We start from the raw sequence: 23459 nt of genomic DNA on the forward strand, positions 1-23459 counted from the left end.
GCAATGTTCTTGGCTGCGTATCTAACCACTTTGGCTATTTGTTTCTCCAGAGATCTCACTCCAGATTCCCGGGTATAACCTTCAACAATTTTCTCAAGTTGTTTTTTACCCACTTTGAGGTGTTCTGCAGTTAGACCGTGTTCTTCTAATTGCTTCGGAAGTAAATGTCTTTTTGCGATCTCTACTTTCTCCTCAATGGTATAACCTGTTACGTTGATAATTTCCATTCGGTCTCTTAGTGCCGGCTGAATTGTATTCAATGAATTACAGGTAGCGATGAACATTACCTTGGATAGGTCAAATCCCATTTCAAGGAAGTTGTCATGAAATTCTGAATTCTGTTCAGGATCCAGTACTTCGAGTAATGCTGAAGAAGGGTCTCCCGCATTTCCCATACTTAATTTGTCGATCTCATCCAGAACAAAAACAGGATTACTGGTTCCAGCTTTCTTTAAACTTTGAATAATTCTACCTGGCATAGCACCAATGTAGGTTTTTCTATGTCCGCGTATTTCTGCTTCGTCTCTTAGACCACCCAGAGAAATCCTGACATATTCTCTGCCTAGTGCTTCCGCTACCGACTTTCCTAGCGAAGTTTTACCAACTCCTGGAGGTCCGTAAAGACATAAAATTGGAGATTTCATATCGTTACGCAGTTTTAAAACCGCAAGATATTCGATGATCCTTCTTTTTACATCATCAAGACCATAGTGATCACGATCAAGAATTTTCTTTGCACGCTTTAGATCAAATTTATCTTTACTGAACTCGTTCCATGGAAGATCCAGGAACAGGTCCAGGTAATTTCTTTGTATGGAATATTCTGCAACCTGCGGATTCATACGTTGCATTTTGGAAAGTTCTTTCTCAAAATGATTTTTAACATCCTCATCCCATTGTTTGTCTTTAGCGCGATCACGCATTTCCACAATTTCACCTTCATGAGAAACACCCCCAAGTTCTTCCTGGATCGTCTTCATTTGCTGGTGAAGGAAGTACTCTCTTTGCTGCTGGCTCATATCACTTTGAACCTTACTCTGAATGTCATTTTTGAGTTCCAGTTTCTGGTTCTCAGTATTCATATGCTTCAGCGTGGAAAGTGCTCTCTCCTTAAGATCGTTCATCTCCAGTAACTTCTGCTTTTCAGAAACAGATAGAGACATATTGGAAGAAACAAAATTGATCAGGAAAGAATTACTTTCTATGTTCTTGATCGCAAAAGAAGCTTCCGAAGGAATATTTGGACTCCCTTTGATAATTTGAAGCGCAAGATCCTTGATTGACTCTATGATCGCTCCAAATTCAGCATTATCCTGCTCAGGACGATTATCAGGAACCTCAGCAACGGTAGCAGTCATATAAGGTTCTTCGGTTACCACCTGGGTGATCTGGAAGCGTTTTTTACCTTGAATAATCACTGTTGTATTTCCATCAGGCATTTTTAACACCCTTAAAATACGTGCAACTACTCCAACCTTATTAATATCCTTAGAAGTTGGATTCTCTACTTCCTCATCCTTCTGCGAAACGACACCAATGATCTTGCTTCCATTATTTGCTTCATTAATAAGCTTAATAGAAGCGTCTCTACCCGCCGTAATAGGAATCACAACTCCTGGAAATAGAACCGTGTTTCTAAGAGGTAGAATTGGTAAGGTTTCCGGGAGATCTTCTTTATTTATTTCTTCTTCATCTTCAGGTGTCATTAAAGGAATCAATTCTGCATCTTCGTCTATTCCCTGAAATGACAAACTGTCAATATTCGTAAACTTTGTTTTAGCCATAATTATATTTAAGTCAAACTGTCACCAGATTAAATTTCAGTAATTTGGTAAGGTTCGTTAAAAGCCTTGAAATGCAATGCATTGGGGCTTTCTATAGATTTGCAATATCAAATATTCAATTCCTATGCCACGCCTTATATATAAATTTATTTTCAGAAAGTGTAACAATCTTTAAACAGTTCCATCTTTAGTATAGAAACCAGACATTAATTGACACCAACCATCACACATATTAATGATCTTGTTGCCCGTTGCCGTAAAGGAGAACAACGAGCGCAGATGGAAATCTATGACCGGTATTACAAAGCAATGTATAACACCGCGTATAGGGTTACAGGACATTCTGCTGAAGCTGAAGATATTATGCAGGAATCATTTTTAAAAGCCTTTACACGAATAGATAGTTTTAACGAGGATGCCACCTTTGGAGCCTGGCTAAAACGTATTGTCATCAATCAAAGTATTACTGCTTTGAACAGATCTAAAAAGCTGGCAGAGGTATCTTATAATGATGAGCTTAAGAACGAAGTAGACAGTGTTGGTGTAGCTGGTGAAAATTACGGCAGTGACAAAGTGAAATTAGTACTGAATGCATTGAAGAATTTGAAGGAAAATTACAGGATTTGTCTAACACTACATCTTATTGAAGGATATGATCATGAGGAAATAAGCGAGATTATGAAAATCTCCTACGGAAATTGTAGAACGATGATTTCCAGAGCTAAAGAAAGTTTAAGAAAAAAATTGCAGCAACATGAAAATTAATGAATTTGAAGAATTCTTCGAGTCTGCAAATTTTGACATCGAAGAACCGCAAACAGATCATCGCGATAAGTTTGCCCGCAAGCTGGAAAAAAGTAGAAAGTCAGGAAAAGCTGGAAGCAACTCCAGAAAGATCTGGTCAGGATTATTAAGCATCGCTGCAATATTGGCTTTAGTGCTGTTATTATCCAATAATTTCAACCAGGCAAATCAGTCAGACCTGGCTAGCATTTCTCCTGAAATGAAGCAAACGCAGCAGTTTTATTCAGGATTAATTGAGAAAGAACTCATAGCTTTAAATGCCGAAGCTACTCCTGAAACTCAGATGATCATTAAGGATGCCCTTCAGCAATTAAAAAAACTGGAAAATAGATATAAAAGAATGGAGAATGATCTTCTAGAAAGTGGAAATGATAAAAGAGTCATACACGCCATGATTCAAAACTTCCAGCAGCGAATAGATCTATTGAGTGAAGTATTAGAACAAATTGAAAACATCAAATCATTAAACAATCAAAATTATGAAAGCAATACTATCTAGCATCCTTTTCCTCATGGTGCTTGTTACCAACCTATACCCGGAAAGCAAATGCACAGAGCCTGAAGTTACGACTGAAGCTTCTGTTATTGATGAAGCCAAACACACCAGAAAAAAGACAATTAGGAAGGAATTTAACGTAAAGGCCAACGGTGACCTTAACATCAACAATAGTTACGGGAACATCGATATTGTGACCTGGAAAGAAGATCGGGTTCTTATTGAGGTTACCATCAAAACCAATGGGAATGACGAGGATGATGTGGAAGACAAACTCGATGATATACGAGTGGAATTTGATCAGAACTCTTCTGGAGTGACGGCAACCACCAGGTTCTCTAAGGAAAACAGGTCCTGGTGGAAGAATATTTTTGATGGATTCGATAATGTTAATATGGAGGTGAATTATGTGATTCGCGCACCAGAGAACAACAATCTTACTCTTGATAATAATTACGGCGGAATCTACATCGACAAAACTTTTGGTAATACTGATATCAATTGCGACTACGGAAAAATAGATGTGGGTGAGTTAAATGGTCGCTCTAATATTCTGAATTTTGATTATAGCAGAAGCAGCCGAATAGGTTTTGTTACCAATGCTGAAATTGATGCAGACTATTCAGATTATGAAATTGGGGAAGCCGAAGAATTATTGGTGAATGCAGATTATACCAAATCCCGAATTCGCAAAGTAACCAAGCTGGATTTCAACTGTGATTATGGAAGTATCGAAGTAAATAAAGTAAAGGTGCTTATTGGAAATGGCGATTACCTAACAACCAAAGTGGATAGAATATTCACCTCTGCAGACATCAACCTGGATTATGGATCCTTGCATATCGAAAAAATAGTAAACGGTACCAAATCTGTAAATATCGATACCGATTACGCAGGAGTACATTTAGGGTATGATAGGGAAATGACATTTAGTTTTGATGTAAAGACCAGTTATGGGGGCATTAACGGAACAGAGGATCTTGATGTTCGCCGTACCAATGAAAAAAACACTAGTAAATCCATCTCTGGAAACTATGGTTCTGGCACTGGAGCAAGGATGGATATCTCCACCAGTTATGGAAGTGTAAAATTTAGCAAAGAATAATTAATCATCAATTAAAATACCTATTATGAAAAAAGTACTATTACTATCGGCCTTATTCCTTCTTGCCTTCACCTCTGCCCACGCACAATGGGGTAGCAAAAAAATTCGTGGAAACGGAAATATGGTGACTGAAACCAGGAATACTTCAGAATATGAAAAAATTCATGTAGTTGGTTCCATGAACGTAAAATTAGTTTCGGGAACAGAAGGAAATATCAAAGTTGCTGCAGAAAGCAATCTTCAGGAATATATACTTACGGAAGTAAAAAATGGTACGCTTAAAATTTCTACGGAAAAAGGGGTGAATCTTCAAACTAGAAAGGATCTGCTAATTACTGTTCCTGTAAAGAGTGTGAATGATATTTCACTTACTGGCAGCGGGGATATCTGGACACAGGATCAACTTTCAGAAGAAAGATTGAGCGTGAGTGTTACAGGTTCCGGAGATATGGTTCTGGATTTACAAACGAATTATTTGAAAGGTCATGTAACCGGGTCTGGTGATATTAAGATTAAAGGCAGTACTGACAATTTTGAATGCAACGTAACTGGAAGTGGTGATTTCGATGCATTTGATCTAAGAGCAAAAAATGTGGAAGCAAGAGTTTCAGGTTCCGGGGACGTTATGGTTTACGCTTCTTCAAATTTAAAAGCAAATGTTAGTGGTTCAGGAGATATCGTATACAAAGGTGATCCTGAAAAACAAAGTTTTAAAACAAACGGTTCTGGAAGTGTTTCCAGCTACTAATATTTATCAAAATTGCTGAAATTTTAAAACCTGTCTTCTGGCAGGTTTTTTATTTTTGGATGCTTTTTAGGGACACGCATTAATAAAAATACTCCGGCAATAAAGAAAACGACCAGGAAAAGAATTGAACTTCTAATACTACCGGTAATTTGGGCTACCAGACCATACAGAAACATCCCTATCACGATCCCAATCTTTTCAGCTACATCGTAAAAACTAAAATAACTGGCGGTATCTATAGCATTCTCTGGTAACATTTTGGAATAAGTGGACCTGGATAGTGATTGAATTCCGCCCATCACCAAACCTACCGAAGCTGCTGCTACATAAAACTGTTGCGGAGTTGTGATGAAATAAGCATACCCACAAATCGCTATCCATATCAGGTTGATAAAAATCAGGATCTTGACATCTCCATATTTAATGGCCAGTCGTGAGGTTAGAAAAGCTCCAAGCACCGCTACAAGCTGAATCAATAGAATACTTATAATTAACCCTGTGGTTGCATCCTGTTCTCCCCATTCCAGTTCTTCGATCCCAAAATAAGTCGCAATCAACATAATGGTTTGCACGGCCATACTGTAAACAAAAAACGCCACTAAATAACGCTTCAATTGTTTATTCTGATTGATCTTGAACCAGATACCTTTCAATTCCCTGAATCCATTGAATAGTACATTTTTGGTAAGTCGGGCTTTTTTATTTCCTTTTGGAAGATAGTAATAGGTATACTGACTAAAAGCGATCCACCACACTCCGGTTAGTACAAATGAAAGTCGTGTTGGCAAACCCTCATCGTCAAAACCAAACCATTCGTATTTTAGGATCATAATTAGGCAAAGGACAAGTAGTATCACACTTCCTAAATAGCCCAAAGAAAATCCCTTCGCACTTGCTTTATCCTGTTGATCGTTATAGGCGATATCTGGCAAATATGAATTATAGAAAACCAGGCTGGACCAAAAACCAATAAGAGCGAGAAAATAGCAAAGTAAACCGAACCAGAGATTCTCAAGATTGAACCAGAACAAACCTATACAGGAAATCGCTCCCAGGTAACAGAAGAATTTCAGGAAGTTCTTTTTGTTTCCAACATAATCGGCAATACCGGACAGAAATGGACTAAGAAAACTAACCACAAGAAATGCAGCTGCTGTAACGTAACTAATAAGGGTATCATTATTCCAATTGAAACCCAAAAAGCTCACCGTATCACTGATCATATTCCCTTCGGAATCCTTGACGATCGTCAATGCACCATAAAATATTGGAAATATCGCCGAGGAGATGACCAGGCTATAAACTGAATTGGCCCAGTCGTAAAATGCCCATGCGTGAATTAGCTTTTTGTTGCCTTTAGGTAATTGCTTCATGCACTAAAAATAGAAAAAGCCACCGAGACCGGTGGCTTTTCAATTTTAATTTTAAGATAACTTATTTAAAAGTTGTAGTTCCGTATTTTCTAGCTTCAGCAATAGCTTCAGGAGCCCACTGAGTCAAATTACTGATCCTTGTTTGATTTGAAGGGTGAGTACTTAAAAATTCTGGTGGAGCCTGCCCACCACTATTAGCTTGCATTCTTTTCCATAATTCAGGAGCTTCTCTTGGATCATAACCGGCAATCGCCATAAGAGTTAAGCCAATTCTATCAGCTTCAGATTCATGACCTCTACTAAAAGGAAGCATTACTCCTACTGTCGTACCTAATCCATATGCCTGAGCAAAGATTTGTTGCGTACTTTCACTACGACCACTTACAGCTACTGTTCCAGCTACTGCTCCTAATTGTTGTAATTGTGCTGCACTCATTCTTTGAGCACCGTGATCTGCAAGGGCATGGGCGATCTCGTGAGCCATGATTGTCGCCAGACCATTTGTATTTTGTGCTTCGTCCAAAATACCTGTATAAACAACTACTTTTCCACCAGGCATTGCAAAAGCGTTGGCCTGATCATCTTTTACCAGGTTGAACTCCCATTTAAAGTCATTCATAAAGCCTTGGTAACCGTTCGCGTTCAAATATCTTTCCGCAGCAGTTACAATATCTTCTCCAAGTCTTTTAACCTTTCTGGCTTCTTCAGTATTATTAACGACTTCGGCTTCATTCAGAAATTGATTGTATTGTTCAAAAGAAGTTGGGAACAATTGATCATTGGAGACAAAATTTAAATTTTTCTCTCCTGTAAAAGGATTGGTCTTACATGAGACCACCATAAGCAGTACACTTAAACCTAATAAGGCATTCTTAATTTTCATATCGTTGGTTTTTGACACCTAAAAGTACAAAAGCAGCAAACCTGCTCGAGTTGAATTAAGTATGATTTAACAATAAAAGCAGTTTCAAAAACAATACCATTGTTGATATTTGCAGCATTTACAAGGCTTTCCTAGCATATTTCAAACAGTATGTGAAAGCCGACTCACGACCTGAACACACCCAAAATGACTCAAAATACTAAAGACAGCATACCGGTTCAAAGACTATTGGTTCCGCAGTATATTCTAACTACATCCCAAATTCTAACGAAAGTAAGTCCGTTTCTTGCCAGCAGGTTTGCAGCGAAACTGTTTCTTACTCCTTTCCGTTACAAACTTCCGGAGAGAGAAAGGGAGATGGATGAGAACACAGAGCAGGAAAAAATGATAGTTCCTTCAATGAACCGCGAGATCGTGACCTACAAATATGGTAAGTCAGATAAGAAAGTTCTGCTGGTTCACGGTTGGAGTGGCAGAGGAACTCAGCTGGCTAAAATCGCTTCAGCTTTAAAAGTCATGGGCTATCAAACTATAAGTTTTGATGCTCCAGGACATGGAAAAGCTGATGGGAAAATTAGCATGATGCCTTTCTTTATTGAAGCGGTAAAGTTTCTGGATAATAAACATGGTCCTTTTGAAGCTGTTATTGGTCATTCTCTTGGGGGTATGTCTTCTCTTAGAGCAATTAAGGATGGATTAAAAACCAACAAGTTAATATTGATTGGAACGGCAAATAACGTTACCGAGATCACCAGAAACTTTGCTGCGAACATGAAAATGAACGATAAGGTCGCCAGGAAGATGAAGGCATATCTGGATAATAAATTTAAACAGGATATGGACGCACTTTCTGGTGCAGAATCTGCAAAAGAAGTGTTTACTCCTACTCTTATTATTCACGACGAACATGATGTGGATGTTGAAGTGAATTCGGCTTACGAGATTGATGAGGTTCTGGAGAATAGTGAATTAATGATCACAAAAAACCTGGGACACCGCCGAATACTAGGTAATCCTGAGGTAATTAACAAAATTACAAGTTTTATAGCGGCACAATAATTGTAATTTTAAAGAAAAATTAAAAGATGAAAAAGTTTTTAATACAAAGCCTAATGGCGACGTTTCTGTTCAGTTGTAATGGAAATGCTCAGAAAGATTCTTCAAAGGAAAGTTCTAAATCATACGAGGTAACTAAGTCCCAGGAAGAATGGAAAGCTGAATTAACTTCACAGGAATATGCAGTTTTGAGGGAAGCTGCTACAGAGAGACCTTATAGTAGTGATCTGCTGGATATCAAGAAACCTGGAGTCTTTGTGTGCGCTGCTTGTGGAAATGAGTTATACGAGAATGATCATAAATTCGAAAGCGGTACTGGATGGCCAAGTTTTGATCGTGCGATCGATGGTGGTGTAGCTTATGGAAGTGATTCTAAATTAGGATACCAGCGTGATGAAGTACATTGTGCTAAGTGTGGTGGACATCTAGGTCATGTTTTTAATGACGGTCCAAGGGAAACTACAGGAAAACGACATTGTATAAATGGAGTCGCTATGGACTTCGAACCAAGAAAATAATGATATGAAAAAGTATAATATTGAGAAGACCGAAGAGGAGTGGAAAGAAAATCTTACTCCAGAGCAGTATAGAATTTTAAGAGGAAAAGGAACTGAAGCGCCTCATACAGGTGAATATAATCTTCACTTCGAAGATGGCGAGTACCAGTGTGCGGCCTGCGGAGAGCAGTTATTTGAAAGTAATGCAAAGTTTGAAAGTGGATGTGGATGGCCAAGTTTCGACAATGCGATTGATGGTAAAGTGGAGTATGTTCAGGATAGAACATTCGGAATGATACGTACTGAAATCCTCTGTTCTAACTGCGGAAGTCATCTTGGCCACGTTTTTGATGATGGTCCTACAGAGACCGGCCAGCGCTTTTGCGTGAATTCGGCAAGCATCAACTTTAATCAATAACTAAATCCAATTTATCATGAAAAAATTACTATCACTTATTTTAATAGCAAGTACGATCGTCGCATGTTCTTCAGACGGTGAAGTTGGACCTCCAGGACCTCCGGGTCAGGATGGTGTCAATATCGTTGGACAGGCCTTTGAGGTCGAAGCAGATTTTAATGATCCCGATTATTCAGTTTTTGCTGATATTCCTTCTACTATTGAAGTACTGGAATCTGATGTTGTATTGGTTTACTGGCTGGAACTGGTGGACGATGGAACCGATGTTTGGAACCTGATTCCACAAACAATTTATTTTGATGATGGAGAATTTCAGTATAACTACAATCATACAAATTTCGACGTGAACATATATATTCAGGGAAATATTGATCCTGGAACTATAGGTGAACGATTCACTCAGGATCAAATTTTTAAGATCGTAGTATTACCGGTAGATTATGCTCAGGATAATAATCTTGACGTAAGTGATTACCAGTCGGTAAAAACTTCGCTTGATCTCAATGAATCTAATATCAAGAGATTTGAAGTAAAATAAACTTCAATAATTTATATCGAAAGCCTGCTTGAATCAAGCAGGCTTTTTTCATTTTATAATGGGTCTTCTCAGCTTTTAGTTTAAGCTGAAATTCCTTAAATTCGCAACTTCGTTAACCGAATCAAAATATTCTGAATATGACTAAATATGATATTATAGTTCTAGGTAGTGGCCCAGGTGGATATGTGACTGCCATTCGCGCTTCTCAGCTTGGTTTCAAAACCGCTATTGTGGAGAAGGAAAGTCTTGGTGGAGTTTGTCTTAACTGGGGATGTATTCCAACCAAAGCATTATTGAAAAGTGCTGAAGTTTTTGAATACCTGAAACATGCTGAAGACTATGGTTTAAAACTTGAAAATCCAGATAAAGATTTTGATGCGGTAGTAAAACGAAGCAGAGATGTTGCCAATGGAATGAGCAAAGGTGTTCAATTCCTGATGAAGAAGAACAAAATTGACGTCCTTGAAGGTTTTGGTAAACTCAAATCTGGGAAGAAGATTGAGGTTACCGACAGTAAAGATAAGAAAACTGAATACCAGGCAGATAATATCATCATTGCAACTGGAGCTAGATCAAGAGAATTGCCAAATCTTAAACAGGACGGTAAAACAGTGATCGGTTACCGTGAAGCAATGACTCTTAAAAAGCAGCCAAAAAAGATGATCGTGGTTGGATCTGGAGCGATTGGCGTGGAATTCGCGCATTTCTATAATTCTATGGGAACAGAGGTAACCGTAGTAGAATATCTTCCTAACGTTGTGCCTTTAGAGGATGAAGAAGTTTCTAAGCAATTTGAAAGAAGCATCAAGAAAGCCGGAATCAAAGTCATGACGAATTCTTCAGTAGAAAGCGTTGAAAAATCTGGTGATAAAGTCAAAGCTAAAGTGAAGACCAAAAAAGGAGAAGAAACTCTGGAAGCAGACATAGTACTCTCTGCAGTTGGGATTAAAACTAATATTGAAAATATTGGCCTTGAAGATCTTGGGATCAAGACAGACAAGGACAAGATTCTTGTGAATGATTTTTATCAAACAAATGTTTCAGGAATTTACGCAATTGGAGATGTTGTAGCCGGACCAGCTCTGGCGCATGTTGCTTCTGCGGAAGGTATTCTTTGTGTTGAAAAGATCAAAGGAATGGATGTAGAACCACTTGACTACGGAAATATTCCTGGATGTACGTATGCTACTCCTGAAATTGCTTCAGTTGGAATGACTGAAAAGCAGGCAAAAGAAGCTGGTTATGAACTGAAAATTGGAAAATTTCCTTTTTCAGCTTCAGGAAAAGCGAGCGCGTCTGGTAAAAAAGATGGTTTTGTGAAGGTGATTTTTGATGCTAAGTATGGTGAATGGTTAGGTTGCCACATGATTGGTGCCGGAGTAACCGATATGATCGCGGAAGCAGTTTTAGGTAGAAAGCTTGAAACTACAGGTCATGAAGTACTAAAAGCAGTTCACCCTCACCCAACGATGAGTGAAGCCGTTATGGAAGCTGTAGCTGCTGCTTACGATGAAGTGATCCACTTATAAGAAATACTGTTTTATATATTTAAACCCGCCTTCAAATGAAGGCGGGTTTTTTTTGTGTTTATGGTTAAAATGCAAATTGGTAACGAATCGAAATATTTGTCATTTCTATGAATTCTCAAGTTTATTTCAGCTCAGCGAAATAGAACTATTTAAATATTTTACTTCGGAAGAAGATCACAAAAGCAAAATTCAGTATCCCAGGGTTTTTCAGTATCACTATGACAATTATCTTCATCTTCCGCAGAAGAATAGGATCGCTTTACCTTCTCTCCTACTTCAAATTCAGCAGGTTTATTAAAAATTGGTCCGTCGTAAACAAAGGTGTGAAATTCTCCGTTTTCTCCGCAGGGATCAACATTTTCGGGTAAGTCATTTACAAACTCTTTATCGATAAGTCTTCCGCAGAAAGAATCATTTAGCACTTTGGAGTTCGTACAAACAACGATCGCTTTAAAATTGAGATCGATAAACTGCTGGAGCAATTCTTTTGTATTGAATTTCCATAAAGGAAAAACGGCCTGGATATTCGCTTTTTGTAATTGTTCTTCACGATAGGTTCGTAGATCCTCAAGAAATATATCACCAAAAATTGAGTGAGAATAATCTTCCGACTTTAATTGTTCTGTAGCCTCAGACATTACTTGATTATAGGTTTCCATTCCCGCATTGGCAGGAAGATCTATAATTTGCAAGTCCATTCCCATGCAATGAGCCTGTTCTATTAGCAATTCTCTGCGCACTCCGTGCATCGTAACTCTATCAACATCTGCACTTAGACTCGTTACTAGCTTTCCAACTTCCAGCTCGTTGTTCTTCCGGGCGTAGTACAATGCCATCGCAGCATCTTTCCCACTGCTCCAGTTGATATAAGCTTTATTCATTGTCCTTTAGAAAACTTTGAATGGCCAGGTCATAGCTTTGCAGACCAAAACCAACAATAATGCCTTTCGAGTTCGGTGATATATAAGACTTATGCCTGAAATCCTCACGGGAAAAAGTATTGGAAATATGAACCTCTACCACTGGAATGTTGATTGCCGCGACCGCATCTCCTATTCCTACTGAAGTATGAGTATAAGCAGCTGCATTGAGTATGATCCCATTAAAGTCTTCCTGGCCCTTCTGGATCATATCTATAAGCTCCCCTTCAATATTGGTTTGATCGTAAGAAAGCTCAATGTTTCTAAATTTGAACTGAAGTTCTGAAAAGTAATCTTCAAAACTTTTGCTTCCGTAAGTATCAGGCTCCCTGCTTCCCAACAGATTGAGATTAGGCCCGTTTAGTATTAATAATTTCATAAGGTGAAAATAATCAATTCTCAAGAAAAAGTAAGAATAGACTACGCAGTTCTAGAATGATGTTTTGAATTTGAAATTTAAAGGTTGTAGAGGTATATACTGCACAGGAGAAACTGCTTTCCCTGAATTTAAATTCTGAAAGCCAAAAAATTGAACGGCTTCTAACGAGGTATGCTTATTTACTTCGTATTCTACTCCAAGAACCGTGGTAAAATCATAGTCTCGCTTACCGTCAATACTTGAATGGATGATCTCCTGTCCACCCGACATTATTGAAAAGTCTGAATTCCCTAATTGATATTTTAAATTATATCTCATAATATCTGTCTTACTGGTCGGGTTCTCATACCTTACCTGATGAGGCTGTAATTTCAAACCCGGCAATATTTTACCAAGATCAAAAGTATCAGCTTCCAGGTTGCTATCATTGTAATATTTCACCTGCGCCTGCTGTCCTTCAAAATTAATTTTAGCACGATTTTCTTCAGGTGTTGATTTAGATTTTTCCCTTTCCTGAGCCACAAGGCTGGAAGAACATATAGCAAGGATCATAAAGACATTAAAAGATTTCAGCACAATTCAATAGGATTTAGTAGTCGCAAGCGTAATACAAATAATAACGAAGTTGTTCAGAATTATTCTAAAAAAAAAAGAAGATTTATTTTTCGATTTCAAATTTGAAGATTTCAGTGTATTAGAATTTATAGCCAACTCCAATCATCAATGAATTGAGACCCTGATCCAGATCATCATAGAGATCAAAAGGATCTTCGCCATGCCTGTTGGTTACTTCGTGATAATATTTTGCTTCAACGAAAAAATTATCATTGATATCGTACCCGAGACCAACTCCAAGGTCAAGTCCGAATTTATCATATATTCTACTGGATTCCTGTAATAACACGGTAGCCTGAGGTCCACCCTGTACATATATTCCGGAATCGCCAATATCATATTGTAGCGTTAAAGGAACATACAAAAGGTTAACTTCAGAAACACGGGCATACTGAACTGCCGGAACCAGACTGAAAGATTCATTTAAAGTAATATCTAATAGCGCTCCAACATAAAAGCCAGAGGAGCTATCTGTATAATCAATTTCAGTATCGTTAAGAGTCGATATTGAGCTTAGATAACCAGCTGTAACTCCGAATGAAGTGTCCTGGGCAAAAGATGAAAAGGAAAGGATTACAAATCCTGCAATCAACATGATTTTTTTAAACATAGGTTTATAAATTAATGAGGTTAGTAAGTATAACAAGGAAAACGGAGCTTTTTCTTAAATATTACCGACTAACGTTTATAAATAAAAAAACCGAAGAGAATCTCTTCGGTTTCAAGACTTTAGAAAAGAAAAATCTAGAACTTATAGCCTACTCCAACGGTGAACGTATTTAAATTCAGTTTAAAATTATCATCTATCTCCCTTACCCTATCTGCGAATCGGTTTGTGAGTTCAAACGCATATTTAGCTTCAACGAAAAAACTCTCATTGATCTCATAACCTACACCAAAACCTGCATCCACACCTATTGTGTTTGTGTATTCACCTGGATCATCTTCGAGGTTCAATGTCGCTTGTGGCCCGGCCTGAAGGAAGACTCCGGAGTTCGCGATATGGTACTGCGCCATTACCGGAATAAATAAAAGATTGGTCTCTTCCACTCTACCATAATTTACTCCAGGAACAAGATGCCATGATTCGCTAAGTTCGAAGTCGGCTAAAACTCCAACATAAAAACCAGATCCGTCATCAGAGAAACTTACAGTCTCTTCACTTACTTTGAACTCGGCATTTAAATACCCTGCGGTAAGACCAAAAGTTGATTCCTGCGCAAAGGAACATAATGACAGCAGGGTGAATGCCATCGCACACATAATTGTTTTTAACATTACTTGATTGAATTTGTAGTTAGACCGCCAAAACTAATAATATTATATACCTGCAGAATTTTTCCTTCAAATATTTTGAAAAAAAAAAGCGGACAACGTCCGCTTTTTTTTACTGATTTTTCTATAGACTAGAACTGGTAACCAATACCTGCCTGCCAAACTGAATTGTGAGCATCAGATCCATCAAATACTTCCGTAAATCCGTAAGTATATCTACCCTGTATAAAGAATCCGCTATTAAGCTTGTACTCTAAACCTGCAGCACCGCCTATTTCGAAATCCTTCACCTGATCTTCAAGCTCGATATCACCACCGTTCTCTGTTGGAGAGTAATCAATTTCTTCATTCACCTTAAAGTTGAAAGAAGGACCAGCCTGAACACTCAAACCATCAGTAACGTATACTTTAGCAAGTACCGGTACCTGGATATAATCTAATTGGTATTCAATATTGTCATCAATATCGAAAATATTGTCTTCATCGATCGAAGCAAAATCATATCCCTGAGCAGAATATAATACCTCTGGCTGAATAGATAGTCTGTTTGCAACAGGAATTTCAGCAAGAACACCAATGTTAAAAGCTGTTCTATGACTTGGATCTTTAAAGTAATCTCCAGTTACGGTAGAAAAGTTTACACCACCCTTCACACCAAAACTCCAACTTTCCTGTGCGAACGAATTGGATACAAATCCCATCAACGCAACGGCTACTAATAAAACTGTTTTTTTCATCATTATTAATTTTTATTTCCGCCAAAAGTAGGGTACAACCTGTTAACAAAAAGTTACGCAAGCATAAAGTATTATTAAGACTCATGCCCCGCAATTACTATCTTTAACACATGAAATGGGAACATGCCTTAAAGGATTATACCAACTACCTTAAGCTTGAACGTGGATTATCAGATAATTCCATTTCGAACTATCAATTGGACGTACGAAAACTTCAGAAGTTTCTTAATGTTAATGATATTGAAGTTGGTCCCGGTCAAATTTCCGAAGAGATCATTCAAAAGTTCATTTATGATGTTTCTTCAAGCCTAAATGCCCGCTCTCAATCAAGATTAATTTCCGGCTTGAGAAGCTTTTTCGATTACCTGGTCTTTGAAAATTACCGGGAACAAAATCCTCTGGAACTTATTGAATCTCCAAAGACCGGACGAAAACTTCCCGATATTATTTCTACGGAAGAAGTTGATAGAATTATACAGGCGATAGATCTCGGTAAAACTGAAGGCGAAAGAAATCGCGCCATTATTGAAACCTTATACGGCTGTGGATTGCGTGTTTCTGAACTTACCGAACTTAAATTGTCTGATCTTTTCTTCGACGAAGGGTTCATTAAAATAACCGGTAAAGGGAATAAACAGCGGTTTGTTCCTATTTCAGAGTATACCATAAAATATATCACTCTCTATAAAGATGAAGTTCGTCCACATCAGCCAATAAAAGACGAATACAGCGATACACTTTTCCTGAATCGTAGAGGAAGGCAATTAACGCGGGCTATGATCTTCACGATCGTAAGAAAACTCACCGAGGAAGCCGGTATTAAGAAAAAAGTGAGTCCGCATACCTTTCGCCATTCCTTTGCCACCCATTTACTGGAAAATGGAGCAGATCTAAGAGCCATTCAGCAAATGTTAGGACATGAGAGTATTACAACTACTGAAGTATATGTACATGTAGACAGAACGCATTTAAGAGAAGTCATGGAAAGCTTCCATCCACGCCGATAGATATTAAAGTTCTGCTAAACCAATTTCAAGACTTTTCGCTCCCTCCATAAATCCTTAACTTCATAAAAAATTGAATTATGAAGACTTTAAAATTTAAGAATGGAGACCATATGGATGCCATAGGTCTTGGAACATGGAAATCTGAAAAAGGTGAAGTAGCGAATGCCGTAAAGATTGCTTTGAGCAATGGATATAGACACATTGATTGCGCCGCCACTTATGGTAATGAAGCTGAAGTTGGCGAGGCATTTGCTGAAGTTTTTGGCAAAGGCGATATCAAACGGGAAGATGTATGGGTTACTTCTAAATTATGGAACAATGCCCATAAAAAGGAAGATGTCATCCCAGCTTTAAAACAAACTCTAAAAGATTTACAGCTGGAATATCTTGATCTTTATCTTATTCACTGGCCAGTAGCTTTTAAACCTGATGTATCATTTCCGGAAAAAGCAGAAGATTTCCTATCTCTGGAGGAAGTACCACTTATAGAGACCTGGAAAGAAATGATCAAAGCCAAAGAGCAAGGCCTGGTAAAGCATATTGGAGTTTCCAATTTTAGTATTGAAAAACTAGAGGAGCTTATGAACGATACCGATCATTTACCTGAAATGAATCAGGTTGAACTTCATCCTTATTTGCAACAGAATAAGCTTCTGGAATTCTGCAGTAGAAATGGGATTAATGTCACTGGTTATTCTCCGCTGGGTAGTGGTGATCGTAGCGATGAAATGAAAGCTGACGACGAACCTTCTTTACTCGAAAATCCTGTGATCAATAAAATTGCTAAGAAACACGGAGCTTCCGCCGGACAAATCTTGATCAAATGGAGTGAGCAAAGAGGAACTGCTGTGATTCCAAAGTCCACCAATGAAGGTAGGATCAAGGAAAACCTGCAAAGCGCCGGTTTCCAACTGGATGAAGATGATTTAAAACAGATCGCAGATCTTGATGATCACTTTAGATATGTTACCGGGAAATTCTTTGAAATGGAAGGAAACTCGTATGAAAACATCTATAATGATTAAGAGTACAGAACTCAAAAAAAAAAGCCGTTCTTTCGAACGGCCTTTTTTTTTAAATAAACTTTTCAATATTTATTTTGCAACATTGACTGCTCTAGTTTCCCTGATCACGGTAATCTTCACCTGTCCTGGATAAGTCATATCTGTCTGAATCTTCTGGGAGATCTCGAAAGATAAGTTCGCAGCTTTATCATCAGAAACCTTTTCGCTTTCAACGATCACTCGAAGTTCACGTCCAGCCTGGATCGCGTAAGCTTTCTTCACTCCGCCAAAACCAAAGGCTATTTCTTCAAGATCCTTTAGACGTTGGATATAAGAATCAAGCACCTGTCTTCTTGCTCCTGGTCTGGCACCACTAATGGCATCACAAACCTGTACGATAGGAGATAAAAGTGAATTCATTTCGATCTCGTCGTGGTGAGCTCCAATCGCATTACAAACTTCCGGCTTTTCACCATGCTTCTCTGCCCATTGCATACCAAGGATCGCATGAGGCACTTCAGTTTCCGTTTCCGGGACTTTACCAATATCATGCAGTAATCCTGCTCTCTTAGCCAGTTTCGGATTTAAACCAAGTTCTGAAGCCATGACTCCACAAAGTTTGGCAACTTCTCTAGAGTGTTGTAGCAGGTTCTGCCCATAAGAAGAACGATATTTCATTCTTCCTACCATCTTAATCAATTCTGGCTGCAAACCATGAATACCAAGATCGATGACAGTTCTTTTACCTATATCAATGATTTCTTCTTCGATCTGTTTACGTGTTTTCTTAACTACTTCTTCAATACGTGCCGGGTGAATTCTACCATCGGTTACTAATTTGTGAAGAGATAATCTCGCAACTTCTCTACGAACAGAATCGAAACAGCTTAAAATGATTGCCTCTGGAGTATCATCAACAATAATTTCAACTCCTGTTGCTGCCTCCAATGCTCTAATATTTCGACCTTCACGACCAATAATTCGGCCTTTTACATCATCACTTTCGAGGTTGAATACTGAAACGCAATTATCAATAGCTTCTTCAGTTCCAATTCGCTGAATAGTATTAATAATAATTTTCTTCGCTTCCTGCTGTGCAGTTAGTTTAGCTTCTTCAACCGTATCCTGAATTAATGACATGGCATCTGCCTTGGCAGTATCCTTCAGTGATTCTATAAGTTGTGCTTTAGCATCTTCCGCAGAAAGTCCGGAGATAACCTCCAGCTGCTGCACTTTACTATTGTGAAGTTTATCGATCTCTTCCTGGCGCTTGTCTAAATAATCTACACGATGATTATAATCTGCAAGTTTAGCTTCGAGATCTTTATTTAATTTTTTGTTCTTGCTTAGCTCATTAGAAACATGAGACTCTTTATCCTTGATCCTTTTCTCTGCATCACCAATTTTCTTATCTCTGGATAAGATCACTTTTTCATGCTCAGACTTTAATTCAATAAACTTTTCCTTTGCCTGAAGAATTTTATCTTTTTTAATGCTCTCCCCTTCTGCTTTGGCTTCCTTGACGATGGAATTTGCCTCTTTCTTTGCACTGGCGATCGTATTAGAAGCCTTTTTCTTTTCAAGCATTTTTGCAATCGCAAAGCCTAACGCAAGGCCTACTACTGCTGCAACAATTATTATTAGTATTTCCATTTATATTGAATTAGATGTAAAAAAAAAGCCTGTATTAGCTGTGTTTTGGATTAAACTCCTTAAAATCAAGTTTAGGGCTAACAAGCTGATCAAGAATCCGCTCTCCCGGTAAAGGGACACGGCACGCTTTTACAACATAGACTTACCCTCTTTAAAGAATTCGTGTTGAGTTTATCAAAAAAGCACTAATACAGGCAGTAACCTTTATTATATTTTATGAACTTATGAGCTTAAATGTTCCTGTAACAGATCGTTAAGTTCCTTCAACTTATCTTCTGCTTCAATCATTTCACTCGACTTATCTATATTCTTCTGCTCTGTTTGAGCCGCAAACTGTAAAGCACACATGGCTAATACATCCTGCTTATCACGCACAGCATAGTTTTGCTCAAACTGTTTGATCATCGCTTCGATCTTTTTCGCTGCCTTTCGCAAACCTTCTTCCTGGCTGGGCTGAATGGTTAACGGATACACGCGGTCTGCGATCGATATTTTAATTTTCAGTTTATCTTCCATCCTAAATTATTCAGATAACTGAACGATGCACTGATCGATTTCCCGAATCAGGCTATTTATTTTGAGCTTCGTTTCTGTCTTATGTTCGGTACTGCCAAGCATCGCATTCGCAGCTTTCAGAGTTTGAATCTGATCCCTGGAAAGTTGTAAATCTCCCTCCAGCTTCTCATATTCAGATCTTACAGTAGTTAATTTCTGTTGTAGACATTCATTGGACTGCCTCAAAGACTCATATCTATGAAGGAGCTTACTGATCTTATTCTCCAGGTTATCAACTATTTCTGTCATATCACTCATAATCACTAAAAACGATGTGAACCCTTACAAAGTTAACATACGCTTTGAAATATCCCAATACTTTTTCAGGTGATTTAAAATAATAATGAACAATGTTAGTAATTCTCTGTAGGCAAGCCATTTAATATTGATAGAACTTTAATTAACTTTACAGCTGCTTTGAAAATGAAAAAGTCCCCAGATCTATGAAGAAAGCCTTATTATTCCTGTTATCCACTATCTGTATTCAGGTTCACTCCCAACAAGAATTACCTCAGGATTATTTTGAAAATCCGCTTAATGTACCCATCGTTCTCGCTGGAACCTTTGGTGAATTAAGGTCCAATCATTTTCATAGTGGACTCGATATTAAAACCCAGCAGCGTGAAGGCCTTGAGGTGAATGCTTCTGCGGAAGGTTATATTAGCCGCATCAATATTCAGCATTATGGCTACGGAAAGGCTCTTTACATCCAGCATCCAAATGGTTACACTACAGTGTACGGACATCTTCAGAAGTTATCTCCAAAGCTGAAGGATTATCTGCGGAAACAGCAATATGCTAAGGAATCTTACGAAATAGAACTTTTCCCAGAACCCGGTGAACTTAAAGTTGAAAAAGGAGAATTGATCGCCTATAGCGGCAATACAGGTGGTAGCGGTGGCCCGCATCTTCATTTCGAAATCAGGGATGGAAGCCAGCGACCAATGAATGCTCAATTATTTGGTCTGGATGTTGCCGACTCCAAACCGCCAATGATCCAGGGACTTTTCGCCTACCCTCTTGGTGAAGATGCACATGTAAATAATTCTCAGAACCGACAAAAATTAAAACTGATCCCACAAAATGACGGAACTTTTGCTGTTCCTGAAGTTGAAGCATGTGGTGAAATAGGCTTTGGTATTACCACTGTAGATCAGCAAGATGGCGCTTACAATCAGAATGGTGTTTTTAAAATAGAATCAAACCTGAATGGAGAAGAAGTTTTCGAAATAAACTTCGAAAAGTTTTCTTTCGCCGAAACCAGGCATCTTAATCAGTTGATCGACTATGAATATTATGCCACCAATAGAAGTAGAATACAACGCCTTTTTAAAACTCCGAGTAATCCTTTAAGTATCTACGGAAATATGCAGAATGAAGGATTATTAAATATTAAGGATAGTCTCGATTATCAATACACCATAAGAGTGACAGACCTTAAAGGCAATGAAAAGCTTATCCGCATTCCAATTAAGGGACAGATTAGTGATAAGATCGTTAAAAGAGAAACCCTGGAAACGGAATACCTGGCTTCCAGCGCAAATGGGCTCTCGGCCAAAGGAGGAAAAATGGATGTATATATTCCCGGTGGGAGTTTATATAATGACACCTATCTTGACATCATCTTCAGTGATGATGTTGTAACGGTACATCGCGATGAAATACCTCTACATAAAAATTTTACCATAGGTTTTGATGTAAGTGATCTTTCCGAAGAAGATAAAGCGAAAACCTTTATTGCTCGTGTTTCAGGTAATGGCAGGTTGAACTATTCAACAACTTATAAAAAAGGAAATCGCTTTACCACAGGCACCAGAACATTTGGTAATTATCGATTAGCACAGGATACGAATGCCCCGAGCGTTAGACCGGTTAATTTCTACGATGGTCAATGGATCTCAGGCAATGAAAACTTGAAGGTGAAGATATCAGATGATCTTTCAGGAATTCAGGATTTCAGAGCAACGGTAAATGGAAAGTTCATTTTGATGGAGTATGAATACAAGAACAATACACTCACGCATTACTTTTCAGATGATGTAGTGACCGAAACTGAGAATGATCTAAAAATTATTGTGAATGATAATGTTGGTAATACGACAACTTATACTGCGAAGTTCTTCAGAAAATAGACCAGGTATATAAAACAGAAAAAGCCCGAATCGATGATTCGGGCTTTTTTTATAGCTGGACTTTAATTTAGCTTTCTATAAAATCTTTTAAAGTAGCTACTACATAGTCAATTTCTTCTTTAGTATTGTATCGGGAAAATGAAAAACGCAAGGACGGCTTTTTTAAATCCTCTTCAGAACAAAATGCGTTCAGCACGTGACTACCGGAGTCACTCCCGCTCTGGCAAGCACTTCCTTTAGAACAGGCAATGCCTTTTAGGTCCAGCTGAAATAAAAGCATTAAAGCCTTCTCCTGACTTACAGGCAGACAAACGTTCAATAAAGTATAGGTACTTAGAGTATGATCTTCACAGGCACCATTAAAGCTTACCCCAGGAATCTCCTGCTTCAGTTTATCTATAAAATGTTGTTTTAGACCTTTTACATAAGCCTGTTCTTTGTCCAGATCCTGATAGGCAAGTTTTAAAGCCTCTTCCAGACCCACAATATTGTGCACACCTTCAGTTCCTGCACGGTGACCTCGCTCCTGCTCCCCACCAAAAATCAACGGTTTTAAACCAGAGTTGCGACGCACATACGCAAAGCCAACACCTTTTGGGCCATGAAATTTATGAGCACTTACCGCGGTAAAGTCGACAGGTATTTCTTCGAAATCCAGCTCAAAATGACCCACAGACTGTACGGTATCTGAATGAAAAAGTGCGTTATAAGATTTTACCAGTTGCGCGGTTTTCTTGAGATCCAGCATATTCCCAATCTCATTATTCACGTGCATTAGGCTTACCAGTGTCTTGGAATCTGAAGATTTTAATCGCTCCTCAAGATCTTTAAGATCCACATGACCTTTGGAATCCAGAGAAACATATTCTACCTCGATATCGAAACAATTCTGAAGTTGATTAACAGTATAAAGTACCGCGTGATGTTCGATTTTTGAAGTAATGATCCTTTGAACACCCAGATCTCTTACGGCTGAATTTAAAGCAAGATTATCTGCTTCAGTCCCTCCGGAAGTAAATACGATCTCAGATGCTTTTACATTAAGAATTTTAGCAACAGATTTTCTGGCCTGCTCGATCAGGGTTTTGGAAGATCTTCCGAAGCTATGCGTGGAAGATGGATTTCCATAGTTTTCTTTTAAAACGCTGGTCATTTTATCGACCACTTCATCCCGAATCTGGGTGGTTGCTGCAGAATCAAAATAGACATTTTTCATGGTCGCAAAATTAAAGGAAATAAAATAACTTCCTACATCTCTTCCTCATATCTTTGATTCCCGTATTTTTGTTTAAAAAGCAATAGAATGAAACGTATTTTGATCGCGATCGCGCTGCTTGGCCTGCTCAATTCCTGTGATGATGGAGATATTATTGTGACCGATTTTGATTTTGAAGACAGTACACTTCAATTTTGTGAAGGCGAGAATAAGTATGTGATCTACGCTACCAATAATGATGACGTAAACGAATCGATCTCCCTGGAATTCACCAATAGTAATATCACTACAGATGATGCTGGAAACTTTATTACCAATACTTCTGAAAATATCACTTTCTCTCTCAGTAGCACCAACAAGGTTATTTACCGTATATATAATGGACAGATCACTGGTAGCAGTTATTTCTGCCAGGTTGTTCCTCCAAGTGAACCAGTTCCAACAACAGAGTATGAGAGTGGCTCTGATGGAACTGTGACCATTGCTACCAGATTTACAGACGAAACCGGTGATGCAGATCCAGATGACGATGGTCTCTCTAATTTGGAAGAAGGTTGGGATCCAGATGGATTAAATCATCAGGATACAGACGGTGACGATATCCCGGATTACCTGGACGTGGATGATGATGGGGATAATGTACTTACCGAAAGAGAACGTGCTATCAACGAAGACTCGATATTGGATGACAATGGGGAAGTTGATACAGACGAAGATGGTGTACCAAATTATCTG

At 38.4% G+C, this 23459-nt stretch carries 25 protein-coding genes, 1 other RNA gene and 1 pseudogene; 13 read left to right on the plus strand and 14 right to left on the minus strand.

What is annotated here, in order from left to right; all coding sequences use genetic code 11:
- A partial coding sequence (lon, locus tag ACNKXS_RS14720; RefSeq protein ID WP_417921533.1) for an endopeptidase La occupies positions 1-1784 on the minus strand: 1784 nt, incomplete at its 3' end.
- A gap of 210 nt (positions 1785-1994) precedes the next feature.
- On the opposite strand from lon, the gene ACNKXS_RS14725 reads away from it, so the two are divergent.
- From ACNKXS_RS14725 to ACNKXS_RS14740, 4 genes are read left to right on the plus strand one after another with little or no spacing between them, the layout of a single operon-like run.
- Complete coding sequence (locus ACNKXS_RS14725) at positions 1995-2549, plus strand: RNA polymerase sigma factor (RefSeq protein ID WP_417921534.1); 555 nt, start codon at positions 1995-1997, stop codon at positions 2547-2549.
- Positions 2539-3087, plus strand: coding sequence for a DUF4179 domain-containing protein (locus ACNKXS_RS14730; RefSeq protein ID WP_417921535.1), 549 nt, complete (start codon positions 2539-2541; stop codon positions 3085-3087). The genes ACNKXS_RS14725 and ACNKXS_RS14730 overlap by 11 nt, the downstream gene beginning before the upstream one ends.
- The gene (locus tag ACNKXS_RS14735; protein WP_417921536.1) at positions 3068-4189 is read left to right on the plus strand and encodes a hypothetical protein; all 1122 of its coding nucleotides are present in this window, start codon (positions 3068-3070) and stop codon (positions 4187-4189) included. The genes ACNKXS_RS14730 and ACNKXS_RS14735 overlap by 20 nt, the downstream gene beginning before the upstream one ends.
- A 25-nt stretch (positions 4190-4214) precedes the next feature.
- On the plus strand, positions 4215-4937 hold the full coding sequence (locus tag ACNKXS_RS14740; RefSeq protein WP_417921537.1) for a head GIN domain-containing protein: 723 nt from the start codon (positions 4215-4217) through the stop codon (positions 4935-4937).
- A 23-nt stretch (positions 4938-4960) separates the two neighbouring features.
- Here ACNKXS_RS14740 and ACNKXS_RS14745 read toward each other — a convergent pair whose 3' ends face one another.
- Entirely contained in the window at positions 4961-6310 is a 1350-nt protein-coding gene (locus ACNKXS_RS14745; protein WP_417921538.1) for an MFS transporter, read from the minus strand.
- A 61-nt stretch (positions 6311-6371) separates the two neighbouring features.
- Entirely contained in the window at positions 6372-7193 is an 822-nt protein-coding gene (locus ACNKXS_RS14750; RefSeq protein WP_417921539.1) for a M48 family metallopeptidase, read from the minus strand.
- Positions 7194-7379: 186 nt separating this feature from the next.
- Between ACNKXS_RS14750 and ACNKXS_RS14755 the strand changes: the two genes are divergently transcribed.
- The 5 genes from ACNKXS_RS14755 (at position 7380) to lpdA (ending at position 11231) form a co-directional block, all read left to right on the plus strand.
- The gene (locus ACNKXS_RS14755) at positions 7380-8252 is read left to right on the plus strand and encodes an alpha/beta fold hydrolase (RefSeq protein WP_417921540.1); all 873 of its coding nucleotides are present in this window, start codon (positions 7380-7382) and stop codon (positions 8250-8252) included.
- Between the two features lie 26 nt (positions 8253-8278).
- The gene (msrB, locus tag ACNKXS_RS14760; protein WP_417921541.1) at positions 8279-8767 is read left to right on the plus strand and encodes a peptide-methionine (R)-S-oxide reductase MsrB; all 489 of its coding nucleotides are present in this window, start codon (positions 8279-8281) and stop codon (positions 8765-8767) included.
- A 4-nt stretch (positions 8768-8771) separates the two neighbouring features.
- A complete protein-coding gene (gene msrB / locus ACNKXS_RS14765; RefSeq protein WP_417921542.1) occupies positions 8772-9164 on the plus strand; it encodes a peptide-methionine (R)-S-oxide reductase MsrB in 393 nt (130 codons plus the stop codon).
- Between the two features lie 16 nt (positions 9165-9180).
- A complete protein-coding gene (locus tag ACNKXS_RS14770) occupies positions 9181-9702 on the plus strand; it encodes a collagen-like protein (RefSeq protein ID WP_417921543.1) in 522 nt (173 codons plus the stop codon).
- Positions 9703-9839: 137 nt separating this feature from the next.
- Positions 9840-11231: a dihydrolipoyl dehydrogenase gene (lpdA, locus tag ACNKXS_RS14775; protein WP_141877555.1), complete on the plus strand. Its 1392-nt coding sequence runs from the start codon at positions 9840-9842 to the stop codon at positions 11229-11231.
- A 158-nt stretch (positions 11232-11389) separates the two neighbouring features.
- Here the strand turns inward: lpdA and ACNKXS_RS14780 are convergent, their stop codons facing one another.
- The 6 genes from ACNKXS_RS14780 to ACNKXS_RS14805 form a co-directional block, all read right to left on the minus strand.
- Positions 11390-12112 carry a Dph6-related ATP pyrophosphatase gene (locus ACNKXS_RS14780; RefSeq protein WP_417921544.1) on the minus strand — a complete coding sequence of 241 codons (723 nt, stop codon included), beginning with the start codon at positions 12110-12112 and terminating at the stop codon, positions 11390-11392.
- Entirely contained in the window at positions 12105-12530 is a 426-nt protein-coding gene (gene aroQ / locus ACNKXS_RS14785; protein WP_417921545.1) for a type II 3-dehydroquinate dehydratase, read from the minus strand. Before aroQ ends, ACNKXS_RS14780 begins: the two co-directional genes overlap by 8 nt.
- A gap of 51 nt (positions 12531-12581) precedes the next feature.
- A complete protein-coding gene (locus ACNKXS_RS14790) occupies positions 12582-13106 on the minus strand; it encodes a hypothetical protein (protein ID WP_417921546.1) in 525 nt (174 codons plus the stop codon).
- A 118-nt stretch (positions 13107-13224) separates the two neighbouring features.
- The gene (locus ACNKXS_RS14795) at positions 13225-13755 is read right to left on the minus strand and encodes a porin family protein (protein ID WP_417921547.1); all 531 of its coding nucleotides are present in this window, start codon (positions 13753-13755) and stop codon (positions 13225-13227) included.
- Between the two features lie 134 nt (positions 13756-13889).
- The gene (locus tag ACNKXS_RS14800) at positions 13890-14423 is read right to left on the minus strand and encodes a porin family protein (protein ID WP_417921548.1); all 534 of its coding nucleotides are present in this window, start codon (positions 14421-14423) and stop codon (positions 13890-13892) included.
- A gap of 128 nt (positions 14424-14551) precedes the next feature.
- Positions 14552-15157, minus strand: coding sequence for a porin family protein (locus ACNKXS_RS14805; RefSeq protein WP_417921574.1), 606 nt, complete (start codon positions 15155-15157; stop codon positions 14552-14554).
- A gap of 110 nt (positions 15158-15267) precedes the next feature.
- On the opposite strand from ACNKXS_RS14805, the gene xerD reads away from it, so the two are divergent.
- Together xerD and ACNKXS_RS14815 are read left to right on the plus strand one after the other, a co-directional pair.
- Complete coding sequence (gene xerD / locus ACNKXS_RS14810; RefSeq protein ID WP_417921549.1) at positions 15268-16164, plus strand: site-specific tyrosine recombinase XerD; 897 nt, start codon at positions 15268-15270, stop codon at positions 16162-16164.
- A 77-nt stretch (positions 16165-16241) separates the two neighbouring features.
- Positions 16242-17189, plus strand: a complete 948-nt coding sequence (locus ACNKXS_RS14815) for an aldo/keto reductase (protein WP_417921550.1) — start codon at positions 16242-16244, stop codon at positions 17187-17189.
- A 69-nt stretch (positions 17190-17258) separates the two neighbouring features.
- Here the strand turns inward: ACNKXS_RS14815 and rny are convergent, their stop codons facing one another.
- The 4 genes from rny to ACNKXS_RS14835 form a co-directional block, all read right to left on the minus strand.
- On the minus strand, positions 17259-18821 hold the full coding sequence (rny, locus tag ACNKXS_RS14820) for a ribonuclease Y (RefSeq protein WP_417921551.1): 1563 nt from the start codon (positions 18819-18821) through the stop codon (positions 17259-17261).
- A gap of 52 nt (positions 18822-18873) precedes the next feature.
- Positions 18874-18992, minus strand: a non-coding RNA gene (ssrS, locus tag ACNKXS_RS14825) — 6S RNA.
- 51 nt (positions 18993-19043) lie between these two features.
- Entirely contained in the window at positions 19044-19337 is a 294-nt protein-coding gene (locus ACNKXS_RS14830) for a cell division protein ZapA (protein WP_141877545.1), read from the minus strand.
- Positions 19338-19343: 6 nt separating this feature from the next.
- Entirely contained in the window at positions 19344-19634 is a 291-nt protein-coding gene (locus ACNKXS_RS14835) for a hypothetical protein (RefSeq protein WP_417921552.1), read from the minus strand.
- Between the two features lie 185 nt (positions 19635-19819).
- On the opposite strand from ACNKXS_RS14835, the gene ACNKXS_RS14840 reads away from it, so the two are divergent.
- On the plus strand, positions 19820-21508 hold the full coding sequence (locus ACNKXS_RS14840) for a M23 family metallopeptidase (RefSeq protein ID WP_417921553.1): 1689 nt from the start codon (positions 19820-19822) through the stop codon (positions 21506-21508).
- 67 nt (positions 21509-21575) lie between these two features.
- On the opposite strand, the gene ACNKXS_RS14845 is transcribed toward ACNKXS_RS14840, so the two are convergent.
- Entirely contained in the window at positions 21576-22724 is a 1149-nt protein-coding gene (locus tag ACNKXS_RS14845) for a cysteine desulfurase family protein (protein ID WP_417921554.1), read from the minus strand.
- 87 nt (positions 22725-22811) lie between these two features.
- On the opposite strand from ACNKXS_RS14845, the pseudogene ACNKXS_RS14850 reads away from it, so the two are divergent.
- A pseudogene (locus ACNKXS_RS14850) lies at positions 22812-23459 on the plus strand (hypothetical protein); the annotation flags it as partial.

The organism is Christiangramia marina (genome assembly GCF_048285865.1).
GTDB classification, from domain to species: Bacteria; Bacteroidota; Bacteroidia; order Flavobacteriales; family Flavobacteriaceae; genus Christiangramia; species Christiangramia marina.